This window comes from Mycobacterium sp. EPa45, assembly GCF_001021385.1.
Lineage (GTDB): Bacteria > Actinomycetota > Actinomycetes > Mycobacteriales > Mycobacteriaceae > Mycobacterium.
Window position 1 is genome coordinate 5,309,736 of record NZ_CP011773.1, and the last position, 23,361, is coordinate 5,333,096.

Genomic DNA, 23,361 nt, shown 5'->3' on the forward strand with positions numbered 1-23,361 from the left:
AGATGAGGAACCACGGATGTCCTACGACACCATCGGCTACGAGGTCGAGGGCCACACCGCCACGATCACGCTGAACCGGCCCGAGGCGCTCAACGCGTTGAGCCCGCACATGATCACCGAGTTGCGCGCCGCGTATGACCAGGCGGAGAGCGACGACAACATCTGGCTGCTGATCGTCACCGCGACGGGACGCGCCTTCTGCACCGGTGCCGACGTCAAGGAGATTCCCGAAGACGGCAAGGTGATCAACGAGCGGCCCTATCTGTCCACCTATGACCAATGGGAGGCTCCCCAGGAAGGCACTCCGCCGTTCCGGCGGATGGCCAAGCCGGTGATCGTGGCGATCAACGGAATCTGTTGCGGCGCAGGTCTGGACTGGGTGACCACGGGTGACATCGTGATCGCGTCGGAGAAGGCGACGTTCTTCGACCCGCACGTGTCGATCGGTCTGGTCGCGGGCCGGGAGATGGTGCGGCTGGCGCGGGTGTTACCGCGTACGGTGGCGCTGCGGATGGCGATGATGGGCAAACATGAGCGCATGGACGCCGCACGCGCCTATGAGCTCGGCCTGATCACCGAAATCGTGGAACACGACCGGCTTCTCGAGCGGGCCCACGAGATCGCCGACATCGTGACCCGCAACGCACCCCTGGCCGTGCGCGGCACCCGGCTGGCGATCATCAAGGGCCGCGAAATCCCGATGCACGAGGCCGAAATGCTCGCCGAGGCATTCCGTGAGCGCAACCTGCACACCGTCGACTCGCTCGAAGGACCCAAGGCCTTCGTCGAGAAGCGCCTACCCGAATGGCAATGCCGATGACCGCCGCATTCGAGACGATCCTGCTCGACTTCGACCGGACCGACCATGTCGCCACCATCACCCTCAACCGGCCCGACCAGCTCAACGCGTTCAACCGCACCATGTGCGAAGAGGTCGCCGCGGCATGGGGAATCGTGAAGAACGACAACGCAATCCACGCAGTGGTGCTGCGCGCGGCCGGGGACCGCGCGTTCAGCGCAGGCTTGGACATCAAGACCCCCTACGGCCAGCCGCAGAATGTGTGGAACCACGAGGATCCGGGCGAACTGCTCAGCCCGAAGTGGCAGAAGATGTGGAAGCCGGTCGTGTGCGCAGTGCACGGCATGTGCACCGCCGGGGCGTTCTACTTCGTCAACGAGTCCGATGTGGTGATCTGCTCGGAGGACGCCACGTTCTTCGACTCCCACGTCAGCGCCGGCCTGGTGTGCGCACTCGAGCCGATCGGGCTGATGCGCAAGATCGGCCTGGGTGAGTCATTGCGGATCGCGTTGATGGGCAACGACGAACGAGTCGGCCCGGAGACCGCTCTGCGCATCGGACTGGTGTCCGAAGTCGTCAAGCCCGACGACCTCTGGTCACGCGCGCACGAGATCGCCGCCACGATCGCGGCCAAGCCACCGTCGGCCACCCAGGGCACGGTCAAGGCCATCTGGGAGTCGCTGGACAAGCCGTATCGGGCGGCGATGGAGCAGAACCTGATCTACACCCGGCTGGGAAATCCGCTGGGTCAGGCGGAACTGGCCGAGCAGGAGAAGGTCCGGATCACCCCGACGGTGCGCTAGTGTCCGTGCACCCACTGAGCCGGCGAATTTCCGATGTCCTCGACCTGGATCCTGAGGGCCATGCGATCGAGTACGACGGCCACTGGTACAGCTGGGGTCAGCTCGCGGCCTTGAGCCGACACATCGCCACGGCCCTGCAGCCGGGTGCCCAGGTGGGAATCCTGTTGCGCAACACCCCCGCTCACGTGGCCTCGCTGCTGGCGGTGCTGTCGGCCGGCGGTTGTGTCGTGGTGGTCAACCCCTCGCGTGGCGACGAGCGGATCAGGGCCGATCTCGCCGCGCTGGACCTGCCGGTCATCATCGGCACCTCCGATGACATCACCCGACTGGCGCAGCCAGGCAACACCACAACCGTGGTGACCATCGAAGGCGAATCTGCCCAGGTAAGGCCCGGCGCGCCGATCGATAGCGGCCCGGCGACGGTGGCGGTTCGGATGCTGACCAGCGGCACCACCGGTCCACCGAAACGGGTGGATCTCACCTACGACATGCTGGCGGTCTCGGTGATCGGCACCGACTTCACCACCGCATCCGCACCGACGACGATCTCCGGCAGCGTCGCCATCGTCAACGCACCGCTGGTGCACATCGGCGGGGTGTACCGGGTGTTGCAATGTATCTGTCAGCCAAGGCCGTTCGTACTCCTGCCGCGCTTCGAGCTGGCCTCCTGGGCCGACGCGGTGCGCCGCTACGCCCCCAAGGCGGTATCGCTGGTGCCTGCGGCGCTGCGGATGGTGCTGCATTCCGACCTGGGGCCTGAGGACCTTGCCGGAGTCCGCGCCGTCACGTCCGGCACCGCGCCCCTGTCGGCCGACGACGCCGACGCGTTCACCGAGAAGTTCGGCATCCCCGTACTGACCTCCTATGCAGCAACCGAATTCGGTGGCGGCGTCGCCGGCTGGACGCTGGCGGATCATCGGAGGTACTGGCAGTCCAAGCGCGGCAGCGTCGGGCGGGCCAGCTTGGGCGCCGAGCTACGGGTGGTGTCCGAGGACGGTACGCCCCTGGAGCCGGATCAGCAGGGCCTGCTCGAGGTGAAGCCGGGTCAGTTCGGACGCGACGCCGCGTGGGTGCGGACCACCGACCTCGCGCGCATCGACGCCGACGGGTTCCTGTGGATCCTGGGCCGGGCCGACCAGGCGATCATCAGAGGCGGATTCAAGGTGCTCCCCGACGACGTACGAGCCGCAGTGGAAACCCACCCCGCCGTTCTTGGCGCATCAGTGGTCGGCAGGTCCGACGAACGCCTGGGCGAGACACCGGTCGCCATGGTCGAAATGTGCCCCGGCGAATCGGTCACCGTCGCCCAGCTGCTCGACTATCTGCGGACTCGGCTGGCACCGTACGAGATTCCCTCGGAGATCGCGGTGGTCGAGGCGATCCCACGCACCCCGTCCGGCAAGGCGGATCTCACCGCGGTACGGCAACACTTCGCCGGCGCATGACCGTTGACACCGTCGGCCGCCTACTGCGCGAACAAGCCGCCAACCGCGGCGACCATCTGCTGCTGGTCTGCGATGCCGAGCGGCTCACCTACCGCGAGGCGCAGGAACGCTCGGCCTCGCTGGCGCACGGGCTGCTCGCGCTGGGTGCGGGCAAGGGCACTCACATCGGGTTGCTCCATCCCAACAGCTCGGCGTTCGTGGTCGCACTGCTCGCCGCGGCGCGCATCGGTGCGGTCGTCGTTCCATTTTCCACCTTCTCGACCGGCCCCGAGCTGGCCAATCAACTCGTCCACAGCGACACCGAGATCCTGCTCGCCACCGCATCTTTCCGGGGACACGACTACGCCGCCCGGCTCAGGGACGTGACGGCGCCGTGGCTGCGCCACATCGTGTTCGACAACCAGGTGGTCGCCGAGTCGGAGCTGACGACGGCCATCGAAGAGGATGTCGACGGCTGCGACCCGCTGGTCATCGTCTACACATCGGGGTCCACCGGGGCGTCCAAGGGTGTGGTGCACACCCACGAGTCGCTGCTCGGACATCAGCGCAACCTCAATGAGATTCGTGGCCTGACCGCACAGGACCGGTTGTTCTGCAATTCACCGTTCTTTTGGATCGGCGGTTTGGCATTCGCACTGCTGGCGACGATGGTCGCGGGTTCGACACTGGTGTGCTCCAACGCCACCGACGCCGGTGACGTTCTCGACCTGCTCGAGACGGTCCGGCCGACGATCACCAACGGGTTCGCCGCCGGCGTCGCGCATCTGGCGCGTCATGAGAGCTTCCCGCACCGTGATCTGTCATCGATGCGGCGCGGGAACCTCTACCCGATCATGGCTCCCGATGTCCGGCCCGCCGACCCGGAGTTGCGCCATAACATGCTGGGGCTGACCGAAGCCGGCAGCGTGCTGTTACTCAGCGGGGACGAGTCCGACCAACCCGAACACCGCCGCGGTTCGTTCGGAAGGCCGGCACCGGGATTCGAGACGAAGATCGTCGACGGTGAGCTGTGCATCCGGGGCCGTTATCTGATGCAGGGCTATTACAAACGCAGCCGCGAGGAGTGCTTCGACGCCGACGGCTGGTTCCACACCGGTGATCTGGTGCGCACCGACGCCGACGGGTACGTGTACTTCCTCGGCCGGCGCGGTTCGATGATCAAAACCGCTGGCGCCAATGTCTTTCCGGCCGAGGTGGAGAAGGCGATCGCGAGACTGGGCAATGGGTTGGTCGCCCATGTGGTCGGCCTCCCCGACGCCGATCGTGGACAGATCGTAGCGGCAGCGGTGGTGGTGCCCGCCAACGGGTCGTTCGACGAAGCAGCGGTGCGCGAGAAGCTCAAGACGGAGCTGTCGTCGTACAAGATCCCGCGACGCTTTGTCGCACTGACCCCCGACCAGCTGCCGCTGATGTCCAGCGGCAAGGTCGACCTGCCCCGACTCCTCGCGGTGTTCGATGCCTGACACCGTCGATGCGCTGATCCGCGGACAAGCGAATCTCGGTGACAAGCCGTTCGTCATCGACCCGACGACCCGAATGAGCTATGCCGACCTCGACAGCGTGACAAGCACTCTCGCGGCGGGCTTCGTCGGTGCGGGTATCGGCAAAGGCACGCGGGTCGGCCTGATCATGCCGAACAGCGTGCGGTGGGTGCAGCTCGCGCTGGCACTGACCCGGGTGGGTGCGGTCCTGGTTCCGCTGAGCACACTGCTCACCGGGCGGGAACTCGCCGCACACCTTCGCACCGCGTCAGTGCAATACCTGATTGCCGTCGACGAGTTTCGCGGCCACCGCTATCTCGATGATCTGCCGGCACTTCCCGCACTGCGACACCTATGGCGGGCCGCCGAGCTACCAACGGGTGCCGGCCAGATCGACGAACTCGCCGACACGGTGGTACCGGCCGACCCCATGGTCATCATGTTCACCTCCGGCAGCAGCGGGCCGCCGAAGGGGGTGATCCACTCGCACGGCAATGCGCTGGCGGCCGTGCGATCCGGGCTGACGGCCCGCTGCATCGACATCGGCACCCGGCTGTACCTACCGATGCCGTTCTTCTGGGTCGGCGGCTTCGGTGGCGGAATCTTGTCCGCGCTGATCGCCGGGGCAACGTTGGTGACCGAACAGATCCCGAAACCAGAAGCGACGCTTCGCCTGCTGGAACGGGAGAAGGTGACGCTGTTCCGGGGCTGGCCCGACCAGGCCGAGGCTCTGGCCCGCCGGGCGACCGGTGCCGATCTGTCCGCGCTGCGCGCGGGCAGCCTGGACGCCCTGCTGCCTACCGAGCAGCGCGCCGCCCCGGGTGCGCGGGCGAAGCTGTTCGGGATGACGGAGTCCTTCGGTCCCTACTGTGGCTATCGTGCCGATACCGACATGCCGCGAACGGCGTGGGGCAGTTGCGGAAAGCCGTTCGCCGGCATGGAGGTTCGCATCGCCGACTTCGACAGCGGTGAGCCGGTGCAGCCTGGCACGATCGGCATGATCCAACTGCGCGGTCCGCACACATTGCGCGGTATCTGCCGTCGCAGCCGCGAGGAAGTGTTCACCGCCGACGGGTTCTATCCGACCGGCGACCTCGGGCACCTCGACAATGCCGGGTTCCTCTTCTACCACGGCAGAACCGACGACATGTTCAAGGTCAGCGGCGCCACGGTCTACCCGACCGAGGTCGAGGCGGCCCTGCGGGAGATCGACGGTGTGCGGGCCGCGTTCGTCACCGACGTCAACGGCCGGGTCGGCGCCGCCGTGCTCTGCGAGCGGTACGGGCTGGACGAGCTGCGGGCCGAGGCGCGCCGGAAGCTGAGTTCGTTCAAGGTGCCGACGGTCTGGGTGCTACTCGATTCCGACGAGGACATTCCCCGCGGGAGCACCGGCAAGGTCGACGTCCGCCGCCTGCGTGAGCTTCTTGCCGGGCAGGCGTAGCTTCAACAGCCATGACACTGCAAGCACACGTCGACACCTATCGCCGGGCCGGGGACCACGTCATATCGGTGGCCACGCAGGTGCCCGCCGATCGGTGGGATTCGCCTGCGCTCGGGACGTGGACCGTTCGCACACTGGTCGGCCATATCGGCCGATCGTTCACCACCGTCATCGACTACTCGGCCCGGCCGGCCGAGCGGGCGGAGGTCAGTGACTCCGCTCAGTACTACCTGGTGATCGCCCCGATGCTGACCGACCCCGAGCAGATCGATGCCCGCGCCGTGCAGGCCGGACTGTCGCTGGGTGAACGTCCGCTGGACGTCCTGCGCGAACTTCAGGATCGCGCGAGCACCGTGCTGGACACCGACGATCGGATCATCCAGACCATCGCGGGCGGTATGCGCCTCTCCGACTATCTGCCGACCCGGATCTTCGAACTCGGCTTGCACAGTATTGACCTGGCCCGCGCGATCGGTGCGCCCGAGTCGTTGCCACCCGAGGTCGCCGACAGCATCCTTACGCTCTCGCTAGACGTCGCGCGGCGTCGCGGCGACAGTCAGGCACTGTTGTGCGCGCTCACCGGGCGAGGCGCTCTTGCGGCGGGCTATTCCATCGTCTGAAATCGCTGCGCCACACCCTGTTTCACGAGGTGCTCGATCAGCGGAGCCGCTCCCGCCGCCAGGTGCTGCGACATCGCAGCCCTGGCCCGATCCTCGTCGTGTGCCTTGAGCGCGGCCAAGATGCGCTTGTGGTCGGCAACCGACTTGGCCGGCCATCCCTCGATCGTCGGGAACACCGATTCCGGTGCGTACCGGGTGATCTGGGACATGAGCTGGGCCAGTTTCGGGGAATCCGCTGCGACGTTGATGGCGCGGTGGAACTCGTGATTGAGCCGTACCGCGCGGGCATCGTCGGCATCGTAGGCCGCGACCAACTCGTCGTGAATCGAGGACAACACGGCCAGTTGGTCGTCGGTGATGTTCACCGCAGCCCGGGCCGCCAGCTCGCCCCCGACATACGCCTGCAGGTTCGAGACATCGGTGATGTCGCGATCGGTGAACGGCAGCACCACGAATCCGCGCCGCGGCAACTGGTCCAACAGACCCTCGCCCCGCAACTCGAACAACGCTTCCCGGACCGGCGTGACACTGATACCAAGCTCGGCGGCCAACTGATCCAACCGGATGTACTCGCCGGCAGGGTAGGTGCCGTTGAAGATCCGGGTCCGGACGAACCGGGCGACATCCTCAGCCAGCTGCGGGCGCGGGGCGAAATCCGGTGCGCTCATGTCAGATCCGATAGTCGGCGAGCAGCCGCTTGCTGATGATGTTCTTCTGGATCTCGCTGGTGCCCTCGCCGATGAGCAGGAACGGTGCGTCGCGCATCAGCCGCTCGATCTCGTACTCCTTGGAGTACCCATAGCCACCGTGGATGCGGAAGCTCTGCTGGGTCACCTCCGCGCAGAACTCGCTCGCCAGGTACTTCGCCATCCCGGCGGCGACGTCGTTGCGCTCGCCGGAGTCCTTCAGCCGCGCGGCGTTGACCATCATCAGGTGTGCCGCTTCGACTTTGGTGGCCATCTCGGCGAGCTGGAAGGCGATGGCCTGATGCTCGGCGATCGGCTTGCCGAACGTGCTGCGCTGCTGGGCATAGCGGATCGCCAGCTCGAAAGCCCGGATACCCACCCCGCATGCTCGGGCCGACACGTTGACCCGGCCGACCTCGACTCCGTCCATCATCTGGAAGAAACCCTGGCCCGGCTTGGCGCCAAGGACGTCGTCGGCACTCGCGACGTACCCGTCGAAGATCAACTCGGTGGTGTCGATGCCCTTGTAGCCGAGCTTGTCGATCTTGCCCGGGATCGTCAGGCCGGGCACGACTTCACCGAAGCCGGAGGGCTTTTCGATCAGGAAGGCCGTCAGATTGCGGTGTGGCTTGTCGGCACCCTCGTCGGTGCGCACCAGCGCGGCGACCAGAGTCGAACTGCCGCCGTTGGTCAGCCACATCTTCTGGCCGTCGATGGTGTATGTGCCGTCGCCGTTGTCCCTGGCCCGCGTGCGGATCGCGGCGACGTCGGAACCGAGCTCGGGCTCCGACATCGAGAATGCGCCCCGCACCTCCCCGGTCGCCATCCGGGGCAGGAAGCGCTGCTTCTGCTCGTCGGTGCCGTGCTGGCGGATCATGTACGCCACGATGAAGTGGGTGTTGATCACGCCCGAGATGCTCATCCAGCCCCGGGCCAACTCCTCGACGCACAGCGCGTAGGTGAGCAGCGACTCCCCCAGCCCGCCGTACTCCTCGGGAATCATCAGACCGAACAGCCCCAGATCCTTCATCTGGTCAACGATGGCCTGCGGGTAGGTGTCGGAGTGCTCGAGTTCCTGGGCGCTGGGGATGATCTCCCTGTCGACGAATTGCCGTACGGTGGAGATGATTTCGGTCTGGACCTCGCTCAGTCCAAGTGTCTGGGCGATGCGGGTCATGCGTTCACCTTTTCGAAGACCGCGGCCAGGCCCTGCCCGCCACCGATGCACATCGTCTCCAGCCCGTAGCGACCATCGCGCCGGTGCAGTTCGCGGGCCAGGGTCGCCAGCATCCGCCCTCCGGTGGCGCCCACCGGATGTCCGAGTGAGATTCCCGAGCCGTGGACGTTGGTGCGCTCGAAATCCGCTGCGGTGAACTTCCATTCGCGAGTGCACGCCAGGGCCTGCGCCGCGAACGCCTCGTTGAGTTCGATGAGGTCCATGTCCGCCAGCGTCAGGCCGGCCTTGGCCAACGCGACCTCGGTGGCCGGTACCGGTCCGATGCCCATCACGTTCGGGGCGACACCCGCAACACCCCACGACACCATCCGGACCAACGGCGTGAGACCCAGGTCGGCCGCGCGGTCGCGAGTCGTCACCACACACATCGACGCTGCGTCATTTTGTCCACTGCTGTTGCCTGCCGTCACCGTTGCTTCCGGATCCGATTCAGCCAGAACAGGTTTGAGCTTTGCCAAGGACTCGGTGGAGGTGTCGGCGCGGGGATGCTCATCGATCTCGATCAGCTCGTCACCAGCACGGCTGGTGACGAGGACGGGAATGATGGTCTGCGCCAGCAGACCGTCCTTTTGGGCAGCTACCGCACGCTGGTGCGAGCGGACCGCTAGCTCGTCCTGCTCGGCACGGCCGATGTCGTATTGCCTGCGCAGATTCTCTGCGGTCTCCAGCATTCCGCCGGGAACCGGGTAGTGCTTCCCGCCCGCTGTCGTACGCCCACGAGCTAGCGCATCGTGCACCGTGATGCCGCCTCGAGCCCCGCCCCACCTCATATCCGTCGAGTGGAAAACCACGTTGCTCATCGACTCGGCACCGCCGGCGACGACGAGTTCGTTGTTGCCACTCGCCACTTGCATGCAGGCCTGGATCACGGCCTGCAGTCCCGAGCCACAGCGCCGGTCGATCTGCATCCCTGGAACTGTCACCGGCAGCCCGGCGTCCAGCGCGATCACCCGGCCTATCGCCGGTGCCTCCATACTCGGGTAGCAGTGCCCGACGACCACGTCCTCGACCGCATCCGCCGGGATGCCGGTGCGCTGCAACAGACCGGTCAGCGCCGCCACCCCGAGATCCACCGCGGTCAGGGACTTGAACATCCCGTTGTAGCGCCCGATGGGTGTCCGTACGGGTTCGCAGATGACGACCTCGTCGGTCACAGGTGCCGACCGCCGGTGACCTCGAGGACCGTCCCGGTCATGTACGACGACAGGTCGGAGGCCAGGAACAGCGCCACCTTGGCGACCTCGGACGGCTCACCGGCACGACCCAGCGGTACTTCGGCGACCTTTGAGTCCCAAATACGTTGCGGCATGGCCTCGGTCATCGCCGAGCGGATCAGGCCGGGCTGGATGGCGTTGACGCGCACGCCGAGGTGGGCAAGTTCCTTGGAGGCGGCCTTGGTCATGCCGACGATGCCGGCCTTGGCCGCCGAGTAGTTGGTCTGCCCGATCATGCCGACCTTGCCGGAGATCGAGGACATGTTGACGATCGCGCCGCTCTTCTGTTCGCGCATCACCGACGAGGCCTTTTTCAGGCCGTTCCAGGTGCCCTTCAGGTGCACCTGGATCACCTGATCGAACTCGTCCTCGGTCATCTTGCGCAGGGTGGCGTCGCGGGTGATCCCGGCATTGTTCACCATGATGTCGAAGCGCCCGAACTGCTCGATGGCCGAGTCGACGAGTGCGTCGACATCGGCGTAGGACGTGACGTTGCACTGCACCGCGCGGGCGACGTCGGCGCCGCCGAGCTTATTGACCGCTTCCTCGGTGGCATCGAGATTGAGGTCACCGAGCACCACGCGGGCGCCCTCGGCGATGAACTGCTCCGCGATCGCAAAGCCGAGGCCCTGCGCTCCACCGGTGATGACCGCGGTCTGGCCGGCCAGCAGCGACATGTGAACTCCTAAGCTCCTCGAACGGACCCCCGAATGGGCAACATCATATTTCATATATGATCGCCGCAGCCAGCGCCCCCGACCCAAGGAGCCTGATGACCGGCCAGACGTCCGACGTCAGCGACGACGACTTCCGCGAAATCTTGGCGCAGACACGCCAGTTCGTGCGGACCGCCGTGGTCCCGCGGGAGGCCGAGATCCTTGCCGAGGACAAGGTGCCCGATGACCTGCGCGACCAGGCCAAGGCGATGGGCCTGTTCGGTTACGCGATTCCGCAGGAGTGGGGCGGCCTCGGGCTGCACATCGCGCAGGACGTCGAGTTGGCGATGGAGCTGGGGTACACGAGCCTGGCGCTGCGGTCGATGTTCGGCACCAATAACGGCATCGCCGGGCAGGTGCTGGTCGGGTTCGGCACCGATGAGCAGAAGTCGCGCTGGCTCGAACCGATCGCCTCCGGCGAGGTGGTCGCGTCGTTCGCGCTGACCGAGCCGGGCGCCGGGTCCAATCCGTCCGGCCTGAAGACGAAAGCCGTTCGCGACGGCCAGAGTTGGGTGATCAACGGCCGAAAGCAGTACATCACCAACGCCCCGGTGGCGAACCTGTTCATCGTGTTCGCCCGCACCCGGCCCGCCGACGACAACGGCGCTGGGATCGCGGTTTTCCTGGTGCCCGCGGACACTCCGGGCGTCGAGATCGGGGTTAAGGACGCCAAGATGGGCCAGGAGGGCGCCTGGACGTCGGATGTGAACTTCACCGACGTCCGGGTCGGCGACGACACCCTGATCGGCGGTAGCGAGGACATCGGTTACCGGGCGGCGATGACCTCGCTGGCGCGCGGGCGGATTCACATCGCCGCGCTGGCGGTCGGCTCTGCCCAGCGTGCGCTCGACGAGTCCGTCGCCTACGCGGCGACCGCGACACAGGGCGGCACTCCGATCGGGAATTTCCAACTTGTGCAGGCGATGCTGGCCGACCAGCAGACCGGGGTGATGGCCGGGCGCGCACTCGTGCGCGACGCCGCACGAAAGTGGGTGGACAACTCCGACCGCCGGATCGCGCCGTCGGTGGCCAAGTTGTTCTGCACCGAGATGGCCGGCAATGTCGCCGATCTTGCGGTACAGGTGCACGGCGGCGCGGGGTACATGCGTGGTGTGCCCGTCGAGCGGATCTATCGCGAGGTCCGTCTGCTACGACTGTATGAGGGCACCAGCGAGATTCAGCGCCTCATCGTCGGCGGCGGACTAGTCAAGGAAGCGCAGCGCAAGCAATGACAGGAAAGCTCAGCGGCAAGGTCGCATTCATCACCGGAGCAGCTCGCGGTCAGGGTCGTGCGCATGCGGTGAAGATGGCCGGCGAGGGCGCCGACATCATTGCCGTCGACATCGCGGGGAAGCTGCCCGACTGTGTGCCGTACAACCCGGCCACCCCGGAGGAATTTGCCGAGACCGTCCACCTGGTGGAGGCAACGGGCCAGCGCATCGTGTCGTCGATCGTCGACACCCGCGATCTCGAGGGACTCAAGGACGTTGTTCGAGACGGCATTGCGAAGCTGGGTCGCCTCGACATCATCGTCGCCAACGCGGGTATCACCTCGCCGGCCGCGTGGAACGAGATCACCCCGGAGGCCTTCCGAGATGTCATGGACGTCAACGTCACTGGCACCTGGAACACCGTGATGGCCGGCGCACCCGCCATCGTCGAAGGTGGTCGCGGCGGTTCGGTGATCCTGATCAGCTCGGCAGCAGGTATCAAGCTGCAGCCCTTCATGGTCCACTACACCGCCAGCAAGCACGCGGTGACCGGCATGGCCCGGGCGTTCGCCGCCGAGCTCGGCAAACACAACATCCGGGTCAACAGCGTGCACCCGGGGCCGGTCAACACCGATATGGGCACCGGTGACATGGTGGCCGAACTTGGCAAGGCGATGGAGACCAACCCGGCGCTGGAAAAGATGATGATGCCGTTCCTGCCGGTCTACATCGCCGAGCCGGAAGACATCGCCGACACGGTGTGTTTCCTGGCCAGCGATGACGCGAAACTGATTACCGCTGAGGCGATTTCAGTCGATCAGGGCTCGACTAAGTACTGAACGTGCGGGCCAGGAAGGCTACCTGATCGGCGGCGGCCTTCTCGAACCAGTCGTGGCCCGGCCAGACGTCGAAGTGGTCGCACGGGTAGTGGTGCACCACTCCCCTGCCCAACACCGCGGTCTTGACCACCGACTCGGCCGGCACATAGCGGTCGAAGTCGGCGATCTGGACCAGCAGCGGGCTGCGTAACCGCTTGGCGGCATCCGCCGTTCGGATCGAGGCGATCTGCAAACCCACCGCGGAGTCGACCTCGTTGCGCCACGTCGGTCCGGCCATCGCGGTGTAGCTTTCGTAGGCACCGTCCAGGGCCAGAGCTCCGGGCTCACCGGGATGGGCGACCAGTGGCATCAACGTCGGTCGGCGGCCGCGGGCCACGTCGATACGGCTCTTGAGCCCCACCATTGTCCACTTCAAAGCCTGCCCGACATCGCGGTGCTCGACGGCCGCGCGGCTGACCGCCACCCCGCTTGTCAGCGGCGTCATCGCGATGACTCCCGCGACATCGGCATGATCGGCAGCCACCCGAATGACATGGCCGCCGGACATCGATGAGCCCCAGAGCACAACGCGATTCGGATCGACGCCAGGTAGTCGCTTGGCCGCAACGATCGCGGCTTCGAAGTCGGCGATCTGCGCCGAAACCGAAACAGTTTGGCGCGGTGTGCCTTCCGAGGCGCCGAAGCCGCGGTAGTCGATGGCGAGCACGTCGACCCCGGCGGCGCTGATCCGCTCGGCGAACGGCTCCAACCCGGAGTCTTTGGTGCCGCCGAAGCCGTGGCCCATCACCACGATCGGGCGTCCGGCCGGGCCCGCGAATGCGTCACCTTGCCCTGGGAAATACCAAGCGCTGCACTGCACTCCGCCGGAGTCGAAGGTGATATCGCTGCGGCTCATACGGCCACCCTTCGGCGATGTAATGCGGCCCGCTTCATGCCGGCGGGCAGTTCGCGCGTTCGGATGTCATGGTCGTAATGGAAATAGTCGACCTGCTGGGTGTGCCGGGGCCGGTCGGTGCAGTGCCCGACATAGAGTTGCTGGTCGGCGTCGATGACCCGCTCCATCTCGGCGGTGGGTGGTAGGGCGTACCGGCCCACCGCGTATGCGGCCAGCAACTTCGCCTGGCACTCGATGAAGGGGAACAGCGTCGGCACTGCCTGCGCAAACCCGATGAACACCAGATTGTCCATGCCCGGGGAGAACATTCGTTTGTACAGCCGGATGGCGTCGTCCGGCGCGTTGATGAACTCGGGGTCGAAGAACGGGAACGTGATGTTGTAGCCCGTCGCGTACACGATCACGTCGAACTCGCCGCTGGTGCCGTCGTCGAAGTGGACGGTGCGTCCGTCGAGACGACTCACGTTCGGCTTGGGGATGACGTCACCGGACCCCAGCCGCAGCGGCAGCTCCACGGACTGGGTGGGGTGCGCCTCGAAGAGTTTGTGATTCGGTGCGGGCAGACCGTACAGCTGAGGATTGATGCCCATTGCAGGCGCCAGCAGCTGAACCGCCTTGCGCTGCCAGGACAACGGAATGTGCGGCGACGTCTGCCAGACGCTGTCACCCGGACGGCCAGCGATGTACTTCGGCACGATCCAGGCGCTCGAGCGGGTGGACAGGGTCACGGTGTTCTGCAACGTCCTGGAGGATAATTCGACGGTGATATCGGCAGCGCTGTTGCCGATACCGACCACCAGGATCCGCTTGCCGGTCAGGTTCAACGGGGTCTGCGGATCAATATAGTGGTGGGAATGGATTGTCTCGCCGGTGAATTCACCGGGGAAGTCCGGGTAGCGGGCATCCCAGTGGTGGCCGTTGCCGACAACCAGCAAATCGAACTCGTGGGTTGTTCCGTTCTGGTCGGTGATGTCCCAGTTTCCGTCGGCGTTGAGTTCGGCGTGCTGCACGCCATTGTTGAACTCGATGTGGTCGAGCAGTCCGAAGGTCTCGGCGTAGGAGTCCAGATAGGTCTTGATATCGCTGTGGTGCGGGAACGACGGAAAGTGCTCCGGGATCGGAAAGTCCTTGAACGACAACCGTTGTTTGGAGGTGTCGATGTGCAGGGAGCGGTAGGCGCTGCTCAGCCCGTTGGGATTGGCGAACGCCCAGTTGCCGCCGATGCGGTCGGACAGCTCGAAGGTGGTGTAGGGCACGCCGTAGTCCTTGAGCATCTTGCCCGAGGTCAGTCCGCTGATGCCCGCACCGATGATGGCGGTGCGCGGCAGGGATTCGCCCACGTGTGCTCCTAGTTGCTGATCAGTTCGAGTGTGCCGAGATCGCGGATGGCGGCGCATCCCCGGCGCAACATCGCGGCCATCATGTCGTCACCACGTTCGGTTTCCACTGCGAACGCACAGCCGAGCGCGGAGATCAGCGGCACCTGGATCATCCCCAACAGGTAGTCGTGCCAGCAGTCCGCCTCGTCGTAATCGTTCACCCCGGTGGCGAGCAGCGCCCGGTGGTATTCCCCCACCAGGTCCTTCTCCGCCTCGGCCCGCAGCGCGGGTTCCAGGCTGGTGCCGGTGAAGTACGCCAGGTCGCGCCCGGCCAGCCCGACCCCGAGGGTCTGCCAGTCGACCACGCTGACGCGCTCGCCGTCGAAGAGCAGATTGTCCAGCCGATAGTCGCCGTGCAGCAGTGCGAACCGCTGCGGTGCGTTCAACAGCCACGGCGTTACCAAATCCATAGCAGCAACGAGTGTTTCGGCGTCCTCGGCGTTCAGTCGGGTCCCGAGTTTCTCGATCGTGATGCCCGCGGCCATCTTCGAGATGTCACCGAGACCGCGGATGGCGTCCTCGCCGACGACGGACATCGCCAGGCCTGGGAAGGTCTGCCACCGCTCGTCACACCAGGTGGGCCCGTGCAGACCGGCGAGGGCTCGCACGGCCAGGCGTGCCTCGGACAGACCGCAGCCGGCGATCTGGTCGCCCTGGACGGCCGGGGCTTGGTCGGCGAGCAACAGCGCGTAACTGGCTCCCTCGTCGGCGATTTCGACGTGGTAGCACCGCGGGATCGGGATCGTCACCAGATCGGCGACGGACTGATAAAACGCGCACTCACTGCGGTAGCCCAGCGTCACCCGGTCGCGTACGGCATCATCACCGGCGGGCAGCTTGAGGATGAAGCTGTCGGGCAGGTTGTCGGGGTTGCTCGCATAGCTTGCTGCAACACGGAAGGTGGCACCCGTCTGGCCAGTGCCCACCGGTGTCACGTCGACGCTCTCCACCTCGATCGGCGCACCGGCGGTGCTGAGCACGTCGGCCAGCCAGTTTCCGGTGACGTCCGAGGGGTAGCGAGGGATCGCGGTCGCGGCGCTCATGGTGTCGGTTGCCTTCTGTCGGAGCGTTGTCGGTCGACGAACCGCACAGCCATTCGGTTGAGCAAGCCGGGTGCCAGACGGGCGAAAAGCCATGCCGCGCGGGCCTGACGGGGTGCGACCAGGAGGGCCTTGTTGCGTTCGATGGCCCGCAGCGTATCGGCGGCCAGCCGGTCGGGGCTATAGAAGGTCTCACTGCGCTGGCCCATCTGATAGAACTCGCGGCCGTTGAAGTCGCCGAGCCAGCCCTTGTCCAGAATCGGGGTGTCCACCGCGGTGGGGCAGATGGCCAGCACGCCGACGCCGTGGCCGAGGGCTTCGGTGCGCAGCGCCAGCGACAGGCCGACGACGGCATGCTTGGTCATCACGTAGCTGGTGATCCGGCCCGCGGCCGCCAGACCTGCCATCGACGCGGTGTTAACGATGTGGCCGCTGCGCTGGCGAACCATGTGCGGGTAGGCGGCGTGGACGCCGTGCACGACACCGCGGATGTTCACGTCGATGATGCTGTTCCACTGATCCAGGCTGAGCAGTTCGGTGTCACCGCCCCAGGTGATTCCAGCGTTGTTGAACAGCAGATCGATGCGGCCGGTCCGCTCCACGACACCGTCGACCGCATGCTGGACGGCGGCGGCGTCGGTGACGTCGAGTTGCCGAGCACTACCCCGCTTGCCCAACGATTTTGCGGTGCGTTCGGCGGCCGCGCCGTCGATGTCGGTGCACAACACGTCGGCTCCGGCGCCAGCCAGCGCCCCGCACAGCGCCGCACCGATTCCCGAACCCGCCCCCGTGACGAGGGCTTGTCGTCCGGCGAACCGCGTCACGCCGAAGCCATCCGGTCGACGTGCGCGAGCACGTCGGGATAGCGCTTGAGGTGAGCACCGCCGTTGAGGTCCAGGACCTCGCCGGTGAGCCAGGATGCTTGGTCCGAGCAGAGGAAGAGCACCGCCTCGGAGACGTCCTCGGGGACCCCGACCCGGCCAAGAGGAGTGTTCTCGATGTAGTCCTCGAGGACACCGTCGGCCATGGTGACCAGCTCGGTCAGCGGCGTGTGGACGAAACCGGGCGAGACGGCGTTCACCCGGATTCCGCGCGGGCCGAGCTCGAGGGCGGCGACCTGGGTCAGCATGGCCAGCCCGGCCTTGGCCGAGCAGTAAGCACTCATCCCGGGTGCGGCGAGGCGGGCGTTGAGCGAGGTGATCGAGACCAGCGATCCACCCTCGCGCAGGTGGCGACCGGCGTGCTTCATCACGATGAACCCGCCCGTGAGGCAGCAGTCGACGATCGCCCGGAAGTCCTCGACAGCCAGCTCGGTGATGCGGCCGAAGCCGCCGAAACCGGCCGTGTTCACCACGATGTCGACGTCTCCGACGGTGTCGAATAGCGCTGCGACACTGGCTTCGTCGGTGACGTCCACACCGGCGGCGTCATGCGGCGCGCCGAGCTCGGTGGCTCGCTCTGCGGCGCCGTCGGCGTTGCGGTCGGCTATGGTCACGCGCCGGCCGCTGGCGGCCAGCCCCTGGGCCACTGCCCAGCCGATCCCCGATGCGCCACCGACGACCACCGCCCGTTGCGCTGCACTCTTCGACATCCGACCTCCTGAGGACGCTCGCGCGGGGCCCGCTCAAGTCGCGTCTACTGTAAGACATACGGCAAGAGTCGCGGCAGACAACTCGATCAGGCTGTCCCAGATTCATCCGTTGCCTTGTCATCGGACCCGAGCACCGCCTGGGTGAGGATGTCCAGAATCCGGGCGTGCAGCGCATCGGTGTCATCTTCGCGCGCGATGCTGCTGAGAAACAGTGCCGATCCCGCCGCCATCGCGATGACGGCGTGGGCGTCGTGTTCCAGACCGGCGGCTTCAGATGCGAACAAGGCGACCGCCGGTCCGCTGAAGTTCGCCCACAACCTTCGGCGCATCTCGTCGTTCTCCGCCATCGCGAGTAGCAGGCCCGGCACGGCGGCGCGCACTTCCGGGCGTCCGAACAATTGGCGGCTGCCCCGTACCACCCATGCAATCCAGCCCGAGCGGTCGGTGCCTGCGAACGGCGCCAGATCCGGCGCGGCACCGAGTATCGCGTGCAGCACCAGCTCCGCCTTGGACGACCAGCGGCGATTGATACTCGAACGGCTCACTCCCGAACGGGCCGCAATCAACCGCAGACTCATCTCGTCCCAGCCGACGTCGACAAGCAATTCCCTGGTGACCTGGAAAACGCGGTCGTCGATGGAATCATCGCGCGGGCGACCCGCCTTGGTGTCCTCCACGAGAGCAATTGAACCCCACGCCGAGCAAGCCGATGGGGACGTCAACCTGAACGCCCACCGCTGCGCCAGCGGTTCAGCAGCGACTTACGTTGCTGTAGAAGGGCTTCGGCGCGGGCGACAGGGTGGCGCGGTCGACGTAAAGCTACGCGGTGAACGATTCGACAATGGCGTCGGCCGGCGAACGCCACGTCATCCCGAGGTCGGCCAGCGTCGCCGAATCATCCGTCGGTGTTGCGGCGGTGAGCAGCAGCGCGGCCTCGTAGCTCAGGCCGTCCCCAAGCGGGACGAAGCGTCCGACAACGTCACCTACCCTGCCGGCAGTTCGAAAGATTCTCTGGTTCATTGGTATCCGAGTGAATCGGCGGCCGCTGCCGCGCTCCAGTGCATCGACCATCTCGTCGAAGGTGAGCAGCACTCCGCCACACACATACCGCCGCGGCCCGCGCCCCGGCGTCATCAGCGCGGTGTGCACATCGGCCACGTCGCGGACATCGATCATCTGCATCCCGCCGTGTAACTTCGGCGCGACACCGAAGCGCACCATCGGAGCCCAACCACGCTCGGTGACACCAGGTGCGGTGTGAAACGCCGCCCCGACAACACTCGAGGGATAGGTGACGACCACCGGGGCGCCCTGCTGCTGCAGTCGGCGCGCCACCCGGTCGGCGTACCCCTTGGTCTGGCCATAAGCGCTGCGCCCCACCGCCGTCGGCGAATCCGGTCCGATGATGCCGTCCGGCGGCGGGAACAAAGCGCTGTAACTGCTCACCGACACCACCGGGTCAAGGCCCGCATGCACCGCTCGGGTGAGCACCGACTCGGTGGCGTAGGCGTTCACCTGCCACATCAACGCATCGCGCCGACTGTCCGTGCCCACCACTCCCGCGGCGTGCAACATCGCGTCACACCCGTCGAGCAACTCCGCAACCGTCGCGTCGCTGCGGATGTCACCGGACTGCACCTCAACGTCACCGCTGCTCGCCAGGCGGTCGATGACCGGCAGGCCGGCGGCGTCGGGCCCGACCAGCAGTCGCACCTGGTGTCCGGCGCCGAGCAGGCCGCGGACGCAGTGCGCTCCGACGTAGCCGGTTCCGCCGGTGACCGCGACAAGCATGACGTTCTCCTCAGATCCGGGCGGGCGCCGGCGTGCTATATTTCGGTACCAATGGTATCGCATCTACCGGGCGCGCCAATGCGGCCTTCGACAGCGTTCACATCCATGACGCTGGGCCCGCTCACGCTCAAGAATCGCTTCATCAAGGCTGCGACCTTTGAGGGCCGAATGCCGCGCGGGGAAGTCACGCAGGAACTGATCGATTTTCATGTCGAGGTGGCTCGCGGCGGAGCAGCGATGACCACCGTGGCCTACTGCGCGGTGTCGCCGGGCGGTCGGGTGCATCGCAACACCATGGTGCTCGACCAGCGGCGCGCTGCGGCGCTGCGTCCGTTGACTGATGCGGTGCACGGCCACGGCGCGCTGGTGTGCGCCCAGATCGGACATGCGGGTTTGGTGGCCAACACCCTGTCCAACCGCGCGAAGACCTTGGCGCCGTCGACACGGTTCAGCGCGCCGGCCATGGGTCTGGTGCGCGGTGCGACCGTCGAGCAACTCGACCAGGTGATCGATGATTTCGGCGCGGCGGCCCGCAACGCCGTCGAGGCCGGATTCGACGCTGTCGAATTGCATTTGGGCCACGGATATCTCTTGAGTTCGTTCTTCAGCCCCAACCTCAACAAGCGGACCGATCGCTTCGGTGGCGACACGGTGCGACGTGCCGAACTGGCGCGCCGGGTGGCCGAGCGGGTACGCGCCGAAGTCGGCGACCGCATCGCAGTGACGGCCAAGTTCAACATGGACGACGGCGTTCGGGGCGGCTTCTGGCTCACCGAAAGCCTGCCGACGGCGCAGTTGCTCGAGTCGGACGGGCACCTCGATGCGCTCGAATTGACCGGGGGCAGTTCACTGCTCAACCCGATGTACTACTTCCGCGGCGATGTGCCTATGGCGGAGTTCATCGCGTCGCAGCCCGCGCTCGTCGGTCTCGGACTGCGCGTGATCGGCAACCGGATGTTCCGCACGTATCCCTTTGAAGAGGCGTTCTTCCTACCGCAGGCTCGTCAATTCAGGGCGGCGCTCACCATGCCGCTCATTCTCCTCGGCGGCGTGAATACGATGGACACCGTCGACGCGGCACTCGACGAGGGTTTCGAATTCGTCGCGATGGCTCGTGCGTTGTTGCGTGACCCGTTGCTGATAACCAAGTTTCGCGACGGGTCCACCCGCGAAGGACTGTGTGTGCACTGCACCAAGTGCATGGCAACCGTTTACGACGGCACGCGGTGCGTGCTACGAGCGCCCGGAGACCAATAGGAGCCGAGCTCCCCTGCGCGTCGACCGTCAAAGAATGGTGGCCAGGGCCGGGATCGAACCGGCGACCTTCCGCTTTTCAGGCGGACGCTCGTACCAACTGAGCTACCTGGCCGGAAGGCACTGTCACCATCCCAAGTGCCTCACCACATACCTGGCGACCCTGACGGGACTCGAACCCGCGACCTCCGCCGTGACAGGGCGGCGCGCTAACCAACTGCGCCACAGGGCCTCACTTGTACTGCTCGCTTCAGACGATACCGTCGTCACGCGTACCCCCAACGGGATTCGAACCCGTGCTACCGCCGTGAAAGGGCGGCGTCCTAGGCCACTAGACGATGGGGGCCAGAACCGAATCACTCCGGGGTACTCACAACGAGTGCACGTTAGAGCGTCGTTAGCTTAGGGCACCACAGGCGCAATCCCAAAACCGGGCAACCGCGACCGAGGCAGTATTGTGTGCGACGCGCCCCTATAGCTCAGTCGGTAGAGCTACGGACTTTTAATCCGCAGGTCCCAGGTTCGAGCCCTGGTGGGGGCACGACGGGGGTGGGACGGTGAGCGCGGACCTTTTCCGAGATCGCCCCTCGCAATCGGGGGTGACCTATCGTGAACGACATGAGTGACGCGACGCCGCAGCCTGCGGATAGCGCTGGACAAGGTCCACGCCACGGCGTCGACCGCCAGACCGGCAGGCATGTGATCGCGCGTCTGGCCGGCCCAGAACACGACCAGACCGTGCGGGCGGTCGTCGACCTGATTTCCGGCGAGCAGAGCGCAGTCGACTCAATCGTCGAAGACGCCCTATCAGAGCCCGAGCGGCTGGAGACGTTGGAGCGCCTCGGCAATCACGACGACAACCGGAGCGCGACCCTGGATCGGGTGGCCACGCTGACCGTCGAGGCGCTGGGCACTCAGTTCGCAGCGGTGTCCGTCGTCTACCCCGACCGTCAGGTGCTGGCGGGATGCAATGCGAGCGACGAAGAAATGCCGCGGGTTCGCCCCATCGAGATGTCGATCTGCAAGTACACCGTGGCCAGCCGGGAGCCGCTGGTGGTCGACGACACCCGAACGCATCCATTGCTCGCAGATCATCCGGCGGTAGCCGATGGGGTGTTGGCCTACGCGGGAATTCCGTTGATCGACAACAACGGTCACGTGGCTGGGACGTTGTGCACGTGGGACACGCGCCCGCGGCATTGGTCCAGTGGCCAGGTGCAGATCCTCAACGATCTCGCCGCAGTCGCACGCCAACGACTACTCGCGGAACCACACGACAAGTGACTGTTGTTGAAGTTCGCCACACGGGGGGATATATGACTCGATGGGTAGTGAAGCCGGGTAGCCTCCCGCTTGTGGTTCGGTGGGTGAAGTGAGCGGTCATGGCCATACGAACACTTCACGTCGAGCGTCCGCCGGCCACGCCGGTTCATAACAGCAAGCTGGCCCCGCGCAAAAAGACCTTTGCCGAGCGAGTCCGCACCGACCCGCTGAGCACGATCATCACCGTTGCCATCGATGTCTTGTCCGTGTCGATCGCGACCGCCCTCGGCACCTGGTGGGCAGTCTCCAAGCACGAGTACCCCCCGGGCCAATGGTGGGTGATCCTGTTCGTGCCGGTCGTGATCGCCATGCTCGGCGCGCGCGGCGTATACCGGCGGCGTCTGAACCGGGAATTCCTCGACGAGCTCGGCCCCATCGAAGCCACGGTCGCCATCTCGACGATGTTCCTGCTCGGCGGCATGCTGATCGGCAACGAAACCGGGCGACCCGGCGCGACGGTGGTCAAGATCTGGCTTTGCGCCGCGGTGTTGATGCCGTTCGGCCGGTTGGTCCGGGTGATCATTCAGCGCAGCCTGCGGCGCCACCACCATTTGGTCGCACCGACGCTCATCGTCGGCAACGGTCGCGTCGCCGGTCACATCATCAACCGCCTCGAGGAATTCCCCGAATACGGTCTCGGACCGGTCGGCATCATCGACGCCGAGCCATGGTTCGGCCAGCCCGGTGATCCACGTCCGGACATCCCCTACCTGGGGCCGCCGGAAGACATCAACAAAGCCATCCGGGACACGGGCGCCCAGAACGTCGTCATTGCGTTCTCCCGGACGCAGGACCAGGTGCTCACCCATGTCGTCCGGGCTGCCCACCAGAACGGGCTGCGGGTTTGGGTGGTGCCGCGGATGTTCGACACGATCGGCGAGCGAGCCCGGATAGAGCACATCGGCGGTACGCCGCTGCTGGCGCTACCCCACACCAACCCCCGCGGCTGGCAGTTCACGGTCAAGCACATATTCGACCGGGTGGCGTCTTTCCTTCTGCTGCTGCTCATTTCCCCGGTGTTCCTCAGTCTGGTGCTTCTCGTGAAGTTGAGCTCGCCCGGGCCGATCTTCTTCCGGCAGCCCCGGGTGGGACGCGACGGCCGCGTATTCGACTGCTTGAAGTTTCGGACGATGCGAGCGCCCGACGCCGCCGATGCCGCCTTCCGGCTCAAGACCGGTGCCGCTCCCGGCGGCGTCGAAGGTGTCGACCGGCGCACCAAGATCGGCAAAATCCTGCGCGCCACATCACTGGACGAACTGCCGCAGTTCCTCAACGTCCTCAGGGGCGAGATGAGCCTGGTGGGTCCGCGACCCGAACGGCCGGAGTTCGTCGAGTTGTTCGAGGCGCAGATCCAACGCTACGGCGAGCGGCACCGCGTACGAGCGGGTGTCACCGGTTGGGCCCAGGTGCACGGGCTACGTGGGCAGACGTCCATCGCCGATCGTGCCGAGTGGGACAACTACTACATCGAGAACTTCTCGATCGCCCTCGACCTCAAGATCCTGGCGCTGACCGTGCCGGCAGTGCTGCGCCGTGCCGAGTAAAGGTTCGATAACGACGCGGTTAGCTGGTGTGTGAAAAATACGGGGAGTGGGT

Annotated in this window: 22 protein-coding genes and 4 tRNA genes; 12 read left to right on the forward strand and 14 right to left on the reverse strand. The window is 66.0% G+C overall.

Annotated elements, in window-relative coordinates:
* The first annotated feature begins 16 nt into the window (after nt 1-16).
* From AB431_RS25070 to AB431_RS25095, 6 genes are read left to right on the forward strand one after another with little or no spacing between them, the layout of a single operon-like run.
* Nucleotides 17-820, forward strand: coding sequence for an enoyl-CoA hydratase/isomerase family protein (locus AB431_RS25070; RefSeq protein WP_144418362.1), 804 nt, complete (start codon nt 17-19; stop codon nt 818-820).
* On the forward strand, nt 811-1,602 hold the full coding sequence (locus AB431_RS25075) for an enoyl-CoA hydratase/isomerase family protein (protein ID WP_047332219.1): 792 nt from the start codon (nt 811-813) through the stop codon (nt 1,600-1,602). Before AB431_RS25070 ends, AB431_RS25075 begins: the two co-directional genes overlap by 10 nt.
* Nucleotides 1,602-3,047 carry a class I adenylate-forming enzyme family protein gene (locus AB431_RS25080; protein WP_047332220.1) on the forward strand — a complete coding sequence of 482 codons (1,446 nt, stop codon included), beginning with the start codon at nt 1,602-1,604 and terminating at the stop codon, nt 3,045-3,047. The genes AB431_RS25075 and AB431_RS25080 overlap by 1 nt, the downstream gene beginning before the upstream one ends.
* Nucleotides 3,044-4,510: a class I adenylate-forming enzyme family protein gene (locus tag AB431_RS25085; protein WP_047332221.1), complete on the forward strand. Its 1,467-nt coding sequence runs from the start codon at nt 3,044-3,046 to the stop codon at nt 4,508-4,510. The genes AB431_RS25080 and AB431_RS25085 overlap by 4 nt, the downstream gene beginning before the upstream one ends.
* Nucleotides 4,503-5,969: a class I adenylate-forming enzyme family protein gene (locus tag AB431_RS25090; RefSeq protein WP_047332222.1), complete on the forward strand. Its 1,467-nt coding sequence runs from the start codon at nt 4,503-4,505 to the stop codon at nt 5,967-5,969. The genes AB431_RS25085 and AB431_RS25090 overlap by 8 nt, the downstream gene beginning before the upstream one ends.
* 11 nt (nt 5,970-5,980) lie before the next feature.
* Nucleotides 5,981-6,589, forward strand: a complete 609-nt coding sequence (locus AB431_RS25095) for a maleylpyruvate isomerase N-terminal domain-containing protein (protein ID WP_047332223.1) — start codon at nt 5,981-5,983, stop codon at nt 6,587-6,589.
* On the opposite strand, the gene AB431_RS25100 is transcribed toward AB431_RS25095, so the two are convergent.
* The 4 genes from AB431_RS25100 to fabG are packed head-to-tail and all read right to left on the reverse strand — an operon-like array spanning nt 6,574 to nt 10,403.
* Nucleotides 6,574-7,257 carry a GntR family transcriptional regulator gene (locus tag AB431_RS25100; RefSeq protein WP_047332224.1) on the reverse strand — a complete coding sequence of 228 codons (684 nt, stop codon included), beginning with the start codon at nt 7,255-7,257 and terminating at the stop codon, nt 6,574-6,576. The two genes, AB431_RS25095 and AB431_RS25100, sit on opposite strands and share 16 nt — an antisense overlap.
* 1 nt (nt 7,258) lies before the next feature.
* Nucleotides 7,259-8,452 carry an acyl-CoA dehydrogenase family protein gene (locus AB431_RS25105; protein ID WP_047332225.1) on the reverse strand — a complete coding sequence of 398 codons (1,194 nt, stop codon included), beginning with the start codon at nt 8,450-8,452 and terminating at the stop codon, nt 7,259-7,261.
* A complete protein-coding gene (locus AB431_RS25110; protein ID WP_082135800.1) occupies nt 8,449-9,666 on the reverse strand; it encodes an acetyl-CoA C-acetyltransferase in 1,218 nt (405 codons plus the stop codon). Before AB431_RS25110 ends, AB431_RS25105 begins: the two co-directional genes overlap by 4 nt.
* Entirely contained in the window at nt 9,663-10,403 is a 741-nt protein-coding gene (gene fabG / locus AB431_RS25115; protein ID WP_047332226.1) for a 3-oxoacyl-ACP reductase FabG, read from the reverse strand. Before fabG ends, AB431_RS25110 begins: the two co-directional genes overlap by 4 nt.
* Nucleotides 10,404-10,498: 95 nt before the next feature.
* Between fabG and AB431_RS25120 the strand changes: the two genes are divergently transcribed.
* Both AB431_RS25120 and AB431_RS25125 read left to right on the forward strand, forming a co-directional pair.
* Nucleotides 10,499-11,674 (forward strand): acyl-CoA dehydrogenase family protein, encoded by a 1,176-nt coding sequence (locus AB431_RS25120; protein WP_144418363.1) that lies wholly within the window; start codon nt 10,499-10,501, stop codon nt 11,672-11,674.
* Entirely contained in the window at nt 11,671-12,492 is an 822-nt protein-coding gene (locus tag AB431_RS25125) for a mycofactocin-coupled SDR family oxidoreductase (RefSeq protein ID WP_047332228.1), read from the forward strand. Before AB431_RS25120 ends, AB431_RS25125 begins: the two co-directional genes overlap by 4 nt.
* Here the strand turns inward: AB431_RS25125 and AB431_RS25130 are convergent.
* From AB431_RS25130 to AB431_RS25160, 7 genes are all read right to left on the reverse strand, one after another.
* Nucleotides 12,482-13,387 carry an alpha/beta hydrolase gene (locus tag AB431_RS25130; RefSeq protein WP_047332229.1) on the reverse strand — a complete coding sequence of 302 codons (906 nt, stop codon included), beginning with the start codon at nt 13,385-13,387 and terminating at the stop codon, nt 12,482-12,484. The two genes, AB431_RS25125 and AB431_RS25130, sit on opposite strands and share 11 nt — an antisense overlap.
* Nucleotides 13,384-14,727: an NAD(P)/FAD-dependent oxidoreductase gene (locus tag AB431_RS25135; RefSeq protein WP_047332230.1), complete on the reverse strand. Its 1,344-nt coding sequence runs from the start codon at nt 14,725-14,727 to the stop codon at nt 13,384-13,386. Before AB431_RS25135 ends, AB431_RS25130 begins: the two co-directional genes overlap by 4 nt.
* A gap of 8 nt (nt 14,728-14,735) precedes the next feature.
* Nucleotides 14,736-15,809: a phosphotransferase family protein gene (locus AB431_RS25140; protein WP_047332231.1), complete on the reverse strand. Its 1,074-nt coding sequence runs from the start codon at nt 15,807-15,809 to the stop codon at nt 14,736-14,738.
* The gene (locus tag AB431_RS25145; RefSeq protein WP_047332232.1) at nt 15,806-16,630 is read right to left on the reverse strand and encodes an SDR family oxidoreductase; all 825 of its coding nucleotides are present in this window, start codon (nt 16,628-16,630) and stop codon (nt 15,806-15,808) included. Before AB431_RS25145 ends, AB431_RS25140 begins: the two co-directional genes overlap by 4 nt.
* Nucleotides 16,627-17,397: an SDR family NAD(P)-dependent oxidoreductase gene (locus tag AB431_RS25150; protein WP_047332233.1), complete on the reverse strand. Its 771-nt coding sequence runs from the start codon at nt 17,395-17,397 to the stop codon at nt 16,627-16,629. Before AB431_RS25150 ends, AB431_RS25145 begins: the two co-directional genes overlap by 4 nt.
* Before the next feature lie 86 nt (nt 17,398-17,483).
* Entirely contained in the window at nt 17,484-18,074 is a 591-nt protein-coding gene (locus AB431_RS25155) for a TetR/AcrR family transcriptional regulator (protein WP_047332234.1), read from the reverse strand.
* Nucleotides 18,075-18,216: 142 nt separating this feature from the next.
* Complete coding sequence (locus AB431_RS25160; RefSeq protein WP_047332235.1) at nt 18,217-19,188, reverse strand: NAD-dependent epimerase/dehydratase family protein; 972 nt, start codon at nt 19,186-19,188, stop codon at nt 18,217-18,219.
* A 78-nt stretch (nt 19,189-19,266) separates the two neighbouring features.
* Between AB431_RS25160 and AB431_RS25165 the strand changes: the two genes are divergently transcribed.
* On the forward strand, nt 19,267-20,445 hold the full coding sequence (locus AB431_RS25165; protein WP_047332236.1) for an NADH:flavin oxidoreductase: 1,179 nt from the start codon (nt 19,267-19,269) through the stop codon (nt 20,443-20,445).
* A 35-nt stretch (nt 20,446-20,480) separates the two neighbouring features.
* Here AB431_RS25165 and AB431_RS25170 read toward each other — a convergent pair.
* The 3 genes from AB431_RS25170 to AB431_RS25180 all read right to left on the reverse strand — a co-directional run bounded on the left by AB431_RS25170 (nt 20,481) and on the right by AB431_RS25180 (nt 20,788).
* A tRNA-Phe gene (locus AB431_RS25170) sits at nt 20,481-20,557 on the reverse strand.
* 40 nt (nt 20,558-20,597) lie between these two features.
* Nucleotides 20,598-20,674, reverse strand: a tRNA-Asp gene (locus AB431_RS25175).
* A gap of 41 nt (nt 20,675-20,715) precedes the next feature.
* A tRNA-Glu gene (locus AB431_RS25180) sits at nt 20,716-20,788 on the reverse strand.
* Nucleotides 20,789-20,910: 122 nt separating this feature from the next.
* On the opposite strand from AB431_RS25180, the gene AB431_RS25185 reads away from it, so the two are divergent.
* The 3 genes from AB431_RS25185 to AB431_RS25195 all read left to right on the forward strand — a co-directional run bounded on the left by AB431_RS25185 (nt 20,911) and on the right by AB431_RS25195 (nt 23,309).
* Nucleotides 20,911-20,983: transfer RNA gene (locus AB431_RS25185), tRNA-Lys, on the forward strand.
* 77 nt (nt 20,984-21,060) lie between these two features.
* Nucleotides 21,061-21,726 carry a GAF domain-containing protein gene (locus AB431_RS25190; RefSeq protein ID WP_144418364.1) on the forward strand — a complete coding sequence of 222 codons (666 nt, stop codon included), beginning with the start codon at nt 21,061-21,063 and terminating at the stop codon, nt 21,724-21,726.
* Nucleotides 21,727-21,824: 98 nt separating this feature from the next.
* A complete protein-coding gene (locus AB431_RS25195; protein WP_047332237.1) occupies nt 21,825-23,309 on the forward strand; it encodes a sugar transferase in 1,485 nt (494 codons plus the stop codon).
* Nucleotides 23,310-23,361 lie beyond the last annotated feature (52 nt).

What these genes read in the sequence shown, in the direction of transcription:
- AB431_RS25085 (WP_047332221.1), top strand. Translation starts at nt 3,044, where the DNA reads ATGACCGTTGACACCGTCGGCCGCCTACTGCGCGAACAAGCCGCCAAC.
- AB431_RS25100 (WP_047332224.1), bottom strand. Translation starts at nt 7,257, where the DNA reads ATGAGCGCACCGGATTTCGCCCCGCGCCCGCAGCTGGCTGAGGATGTC.
- fabG (WP_047332226.1), bottom strand. Translation starts at nt 10,403, where the DNA reads ATGTCGCTGCTGGCCGGCCAGACCGCGGTCATCACCGGTGGAGCGCAG.
- AB431_RS25095 (WP_047332223.1), top strand. Translation starts at nt 5,981, where the DNA reads ATGACACTGCAAGCACACGTCGACACCTATCGCCGGGCCGGGGACCAC.
- AB431_RS25105 (WP_047332225.1), bottom strand. Translation starts at nt 8,452, where the DNA reads ATGACCCGCATCGCCCAGACACTTGGACTGAGCGAGGTCCAGACCGAA.
- AB431_RS25070 (WP_144418362.1), top strand. Translation starts at nt 17, where the DNA reads ATGTCCTACGACACCATCGGCTACGAGGTCGAGGGCCACACCGCCACG.
- AB431_RS25190 (WP_144418364.1), top strand. Translation starts at nt 21,061, where the DNA reads ATGAGTGACGCGACGCCGCAGCCTGCGGATAGCGCTGGACAAGGTCCA.
- AB431_RS25165 (WP_047332236.1), top strand. Translation starts at nt 19,267, where the DNA reads ATGCGGCCTTCGACAGCGTTCACATCCATGACGCTGGGCCCGCTCACG.
- AB431_RS25195 (WP_047332237.1), top strand. Translation starts at nt 21,825, where the DNA reads ATGGCCATACGAACACTTCACGTCGAGCGTCCGCCGGCCACGCCGGTT.
- AB431_RS25125 (WP_047332228.1), top strand. Translation starts at nt 11,671, where the DNA reads ATGACAGGAAAGCTCAGCGGCAAGGTCGCATTCATCACCGGAGCAGCT.
- AB431_RS25140 (WP_047332231.1), bottom strand. Translation starts at nt 15,809, where the DNA reads ATGAGCGCCGCGACCGCGATCCCTCGCTACCCCTCGGACGTCACCGGA.
- AB431_RS25120 (WP_144418363.1), top strand. Translation starts at nt 10,499, where the DNA reads ATGACCGGCCAGACGTCCGACGTCAGCGACGACGACTTCCGCGAAATC.
- AB431_RS25150 (WP_047332233.1), bottom strand. Translation starts at nt 17,397, where the DNA reads ATGTCGAAGAGTGCAGCGCAACGGGCGGTGGTCGTCGGTGGCGCATCG.
- AB431_RS25090 (WP_047332222.1), top strand. Translation starts at nt 4,503, where the DNA reads ATGCCTGACACCGTCGATGCGCTGATCCGCGGACAAGCGAATCTCGGT.
- AB431_RS25130 (WP_047332229.1), bottom strand. Translation starts at nt 13,387, where the DNA reads ATGAGCCGCAGCGATATCACCTTCGACTCCGGCGGAGTGCAGTGCAGC.
- AB431_RS25160 (WP_047332235.1), bottom strand. Translation starts at nt 19,188, where the DNA reads ATGCTTGTCGCGGTCACCGGCGGAACCGGCTACGTCGGAGCGCACTGC.
- AB431_RS25075 (WP_047332219.1), top strand. Translation starts at nt 811, where the DNA reads ATGCCGATGACCGCCGCATTCGAGACGATCCTGCTCGACTTCGACCGG.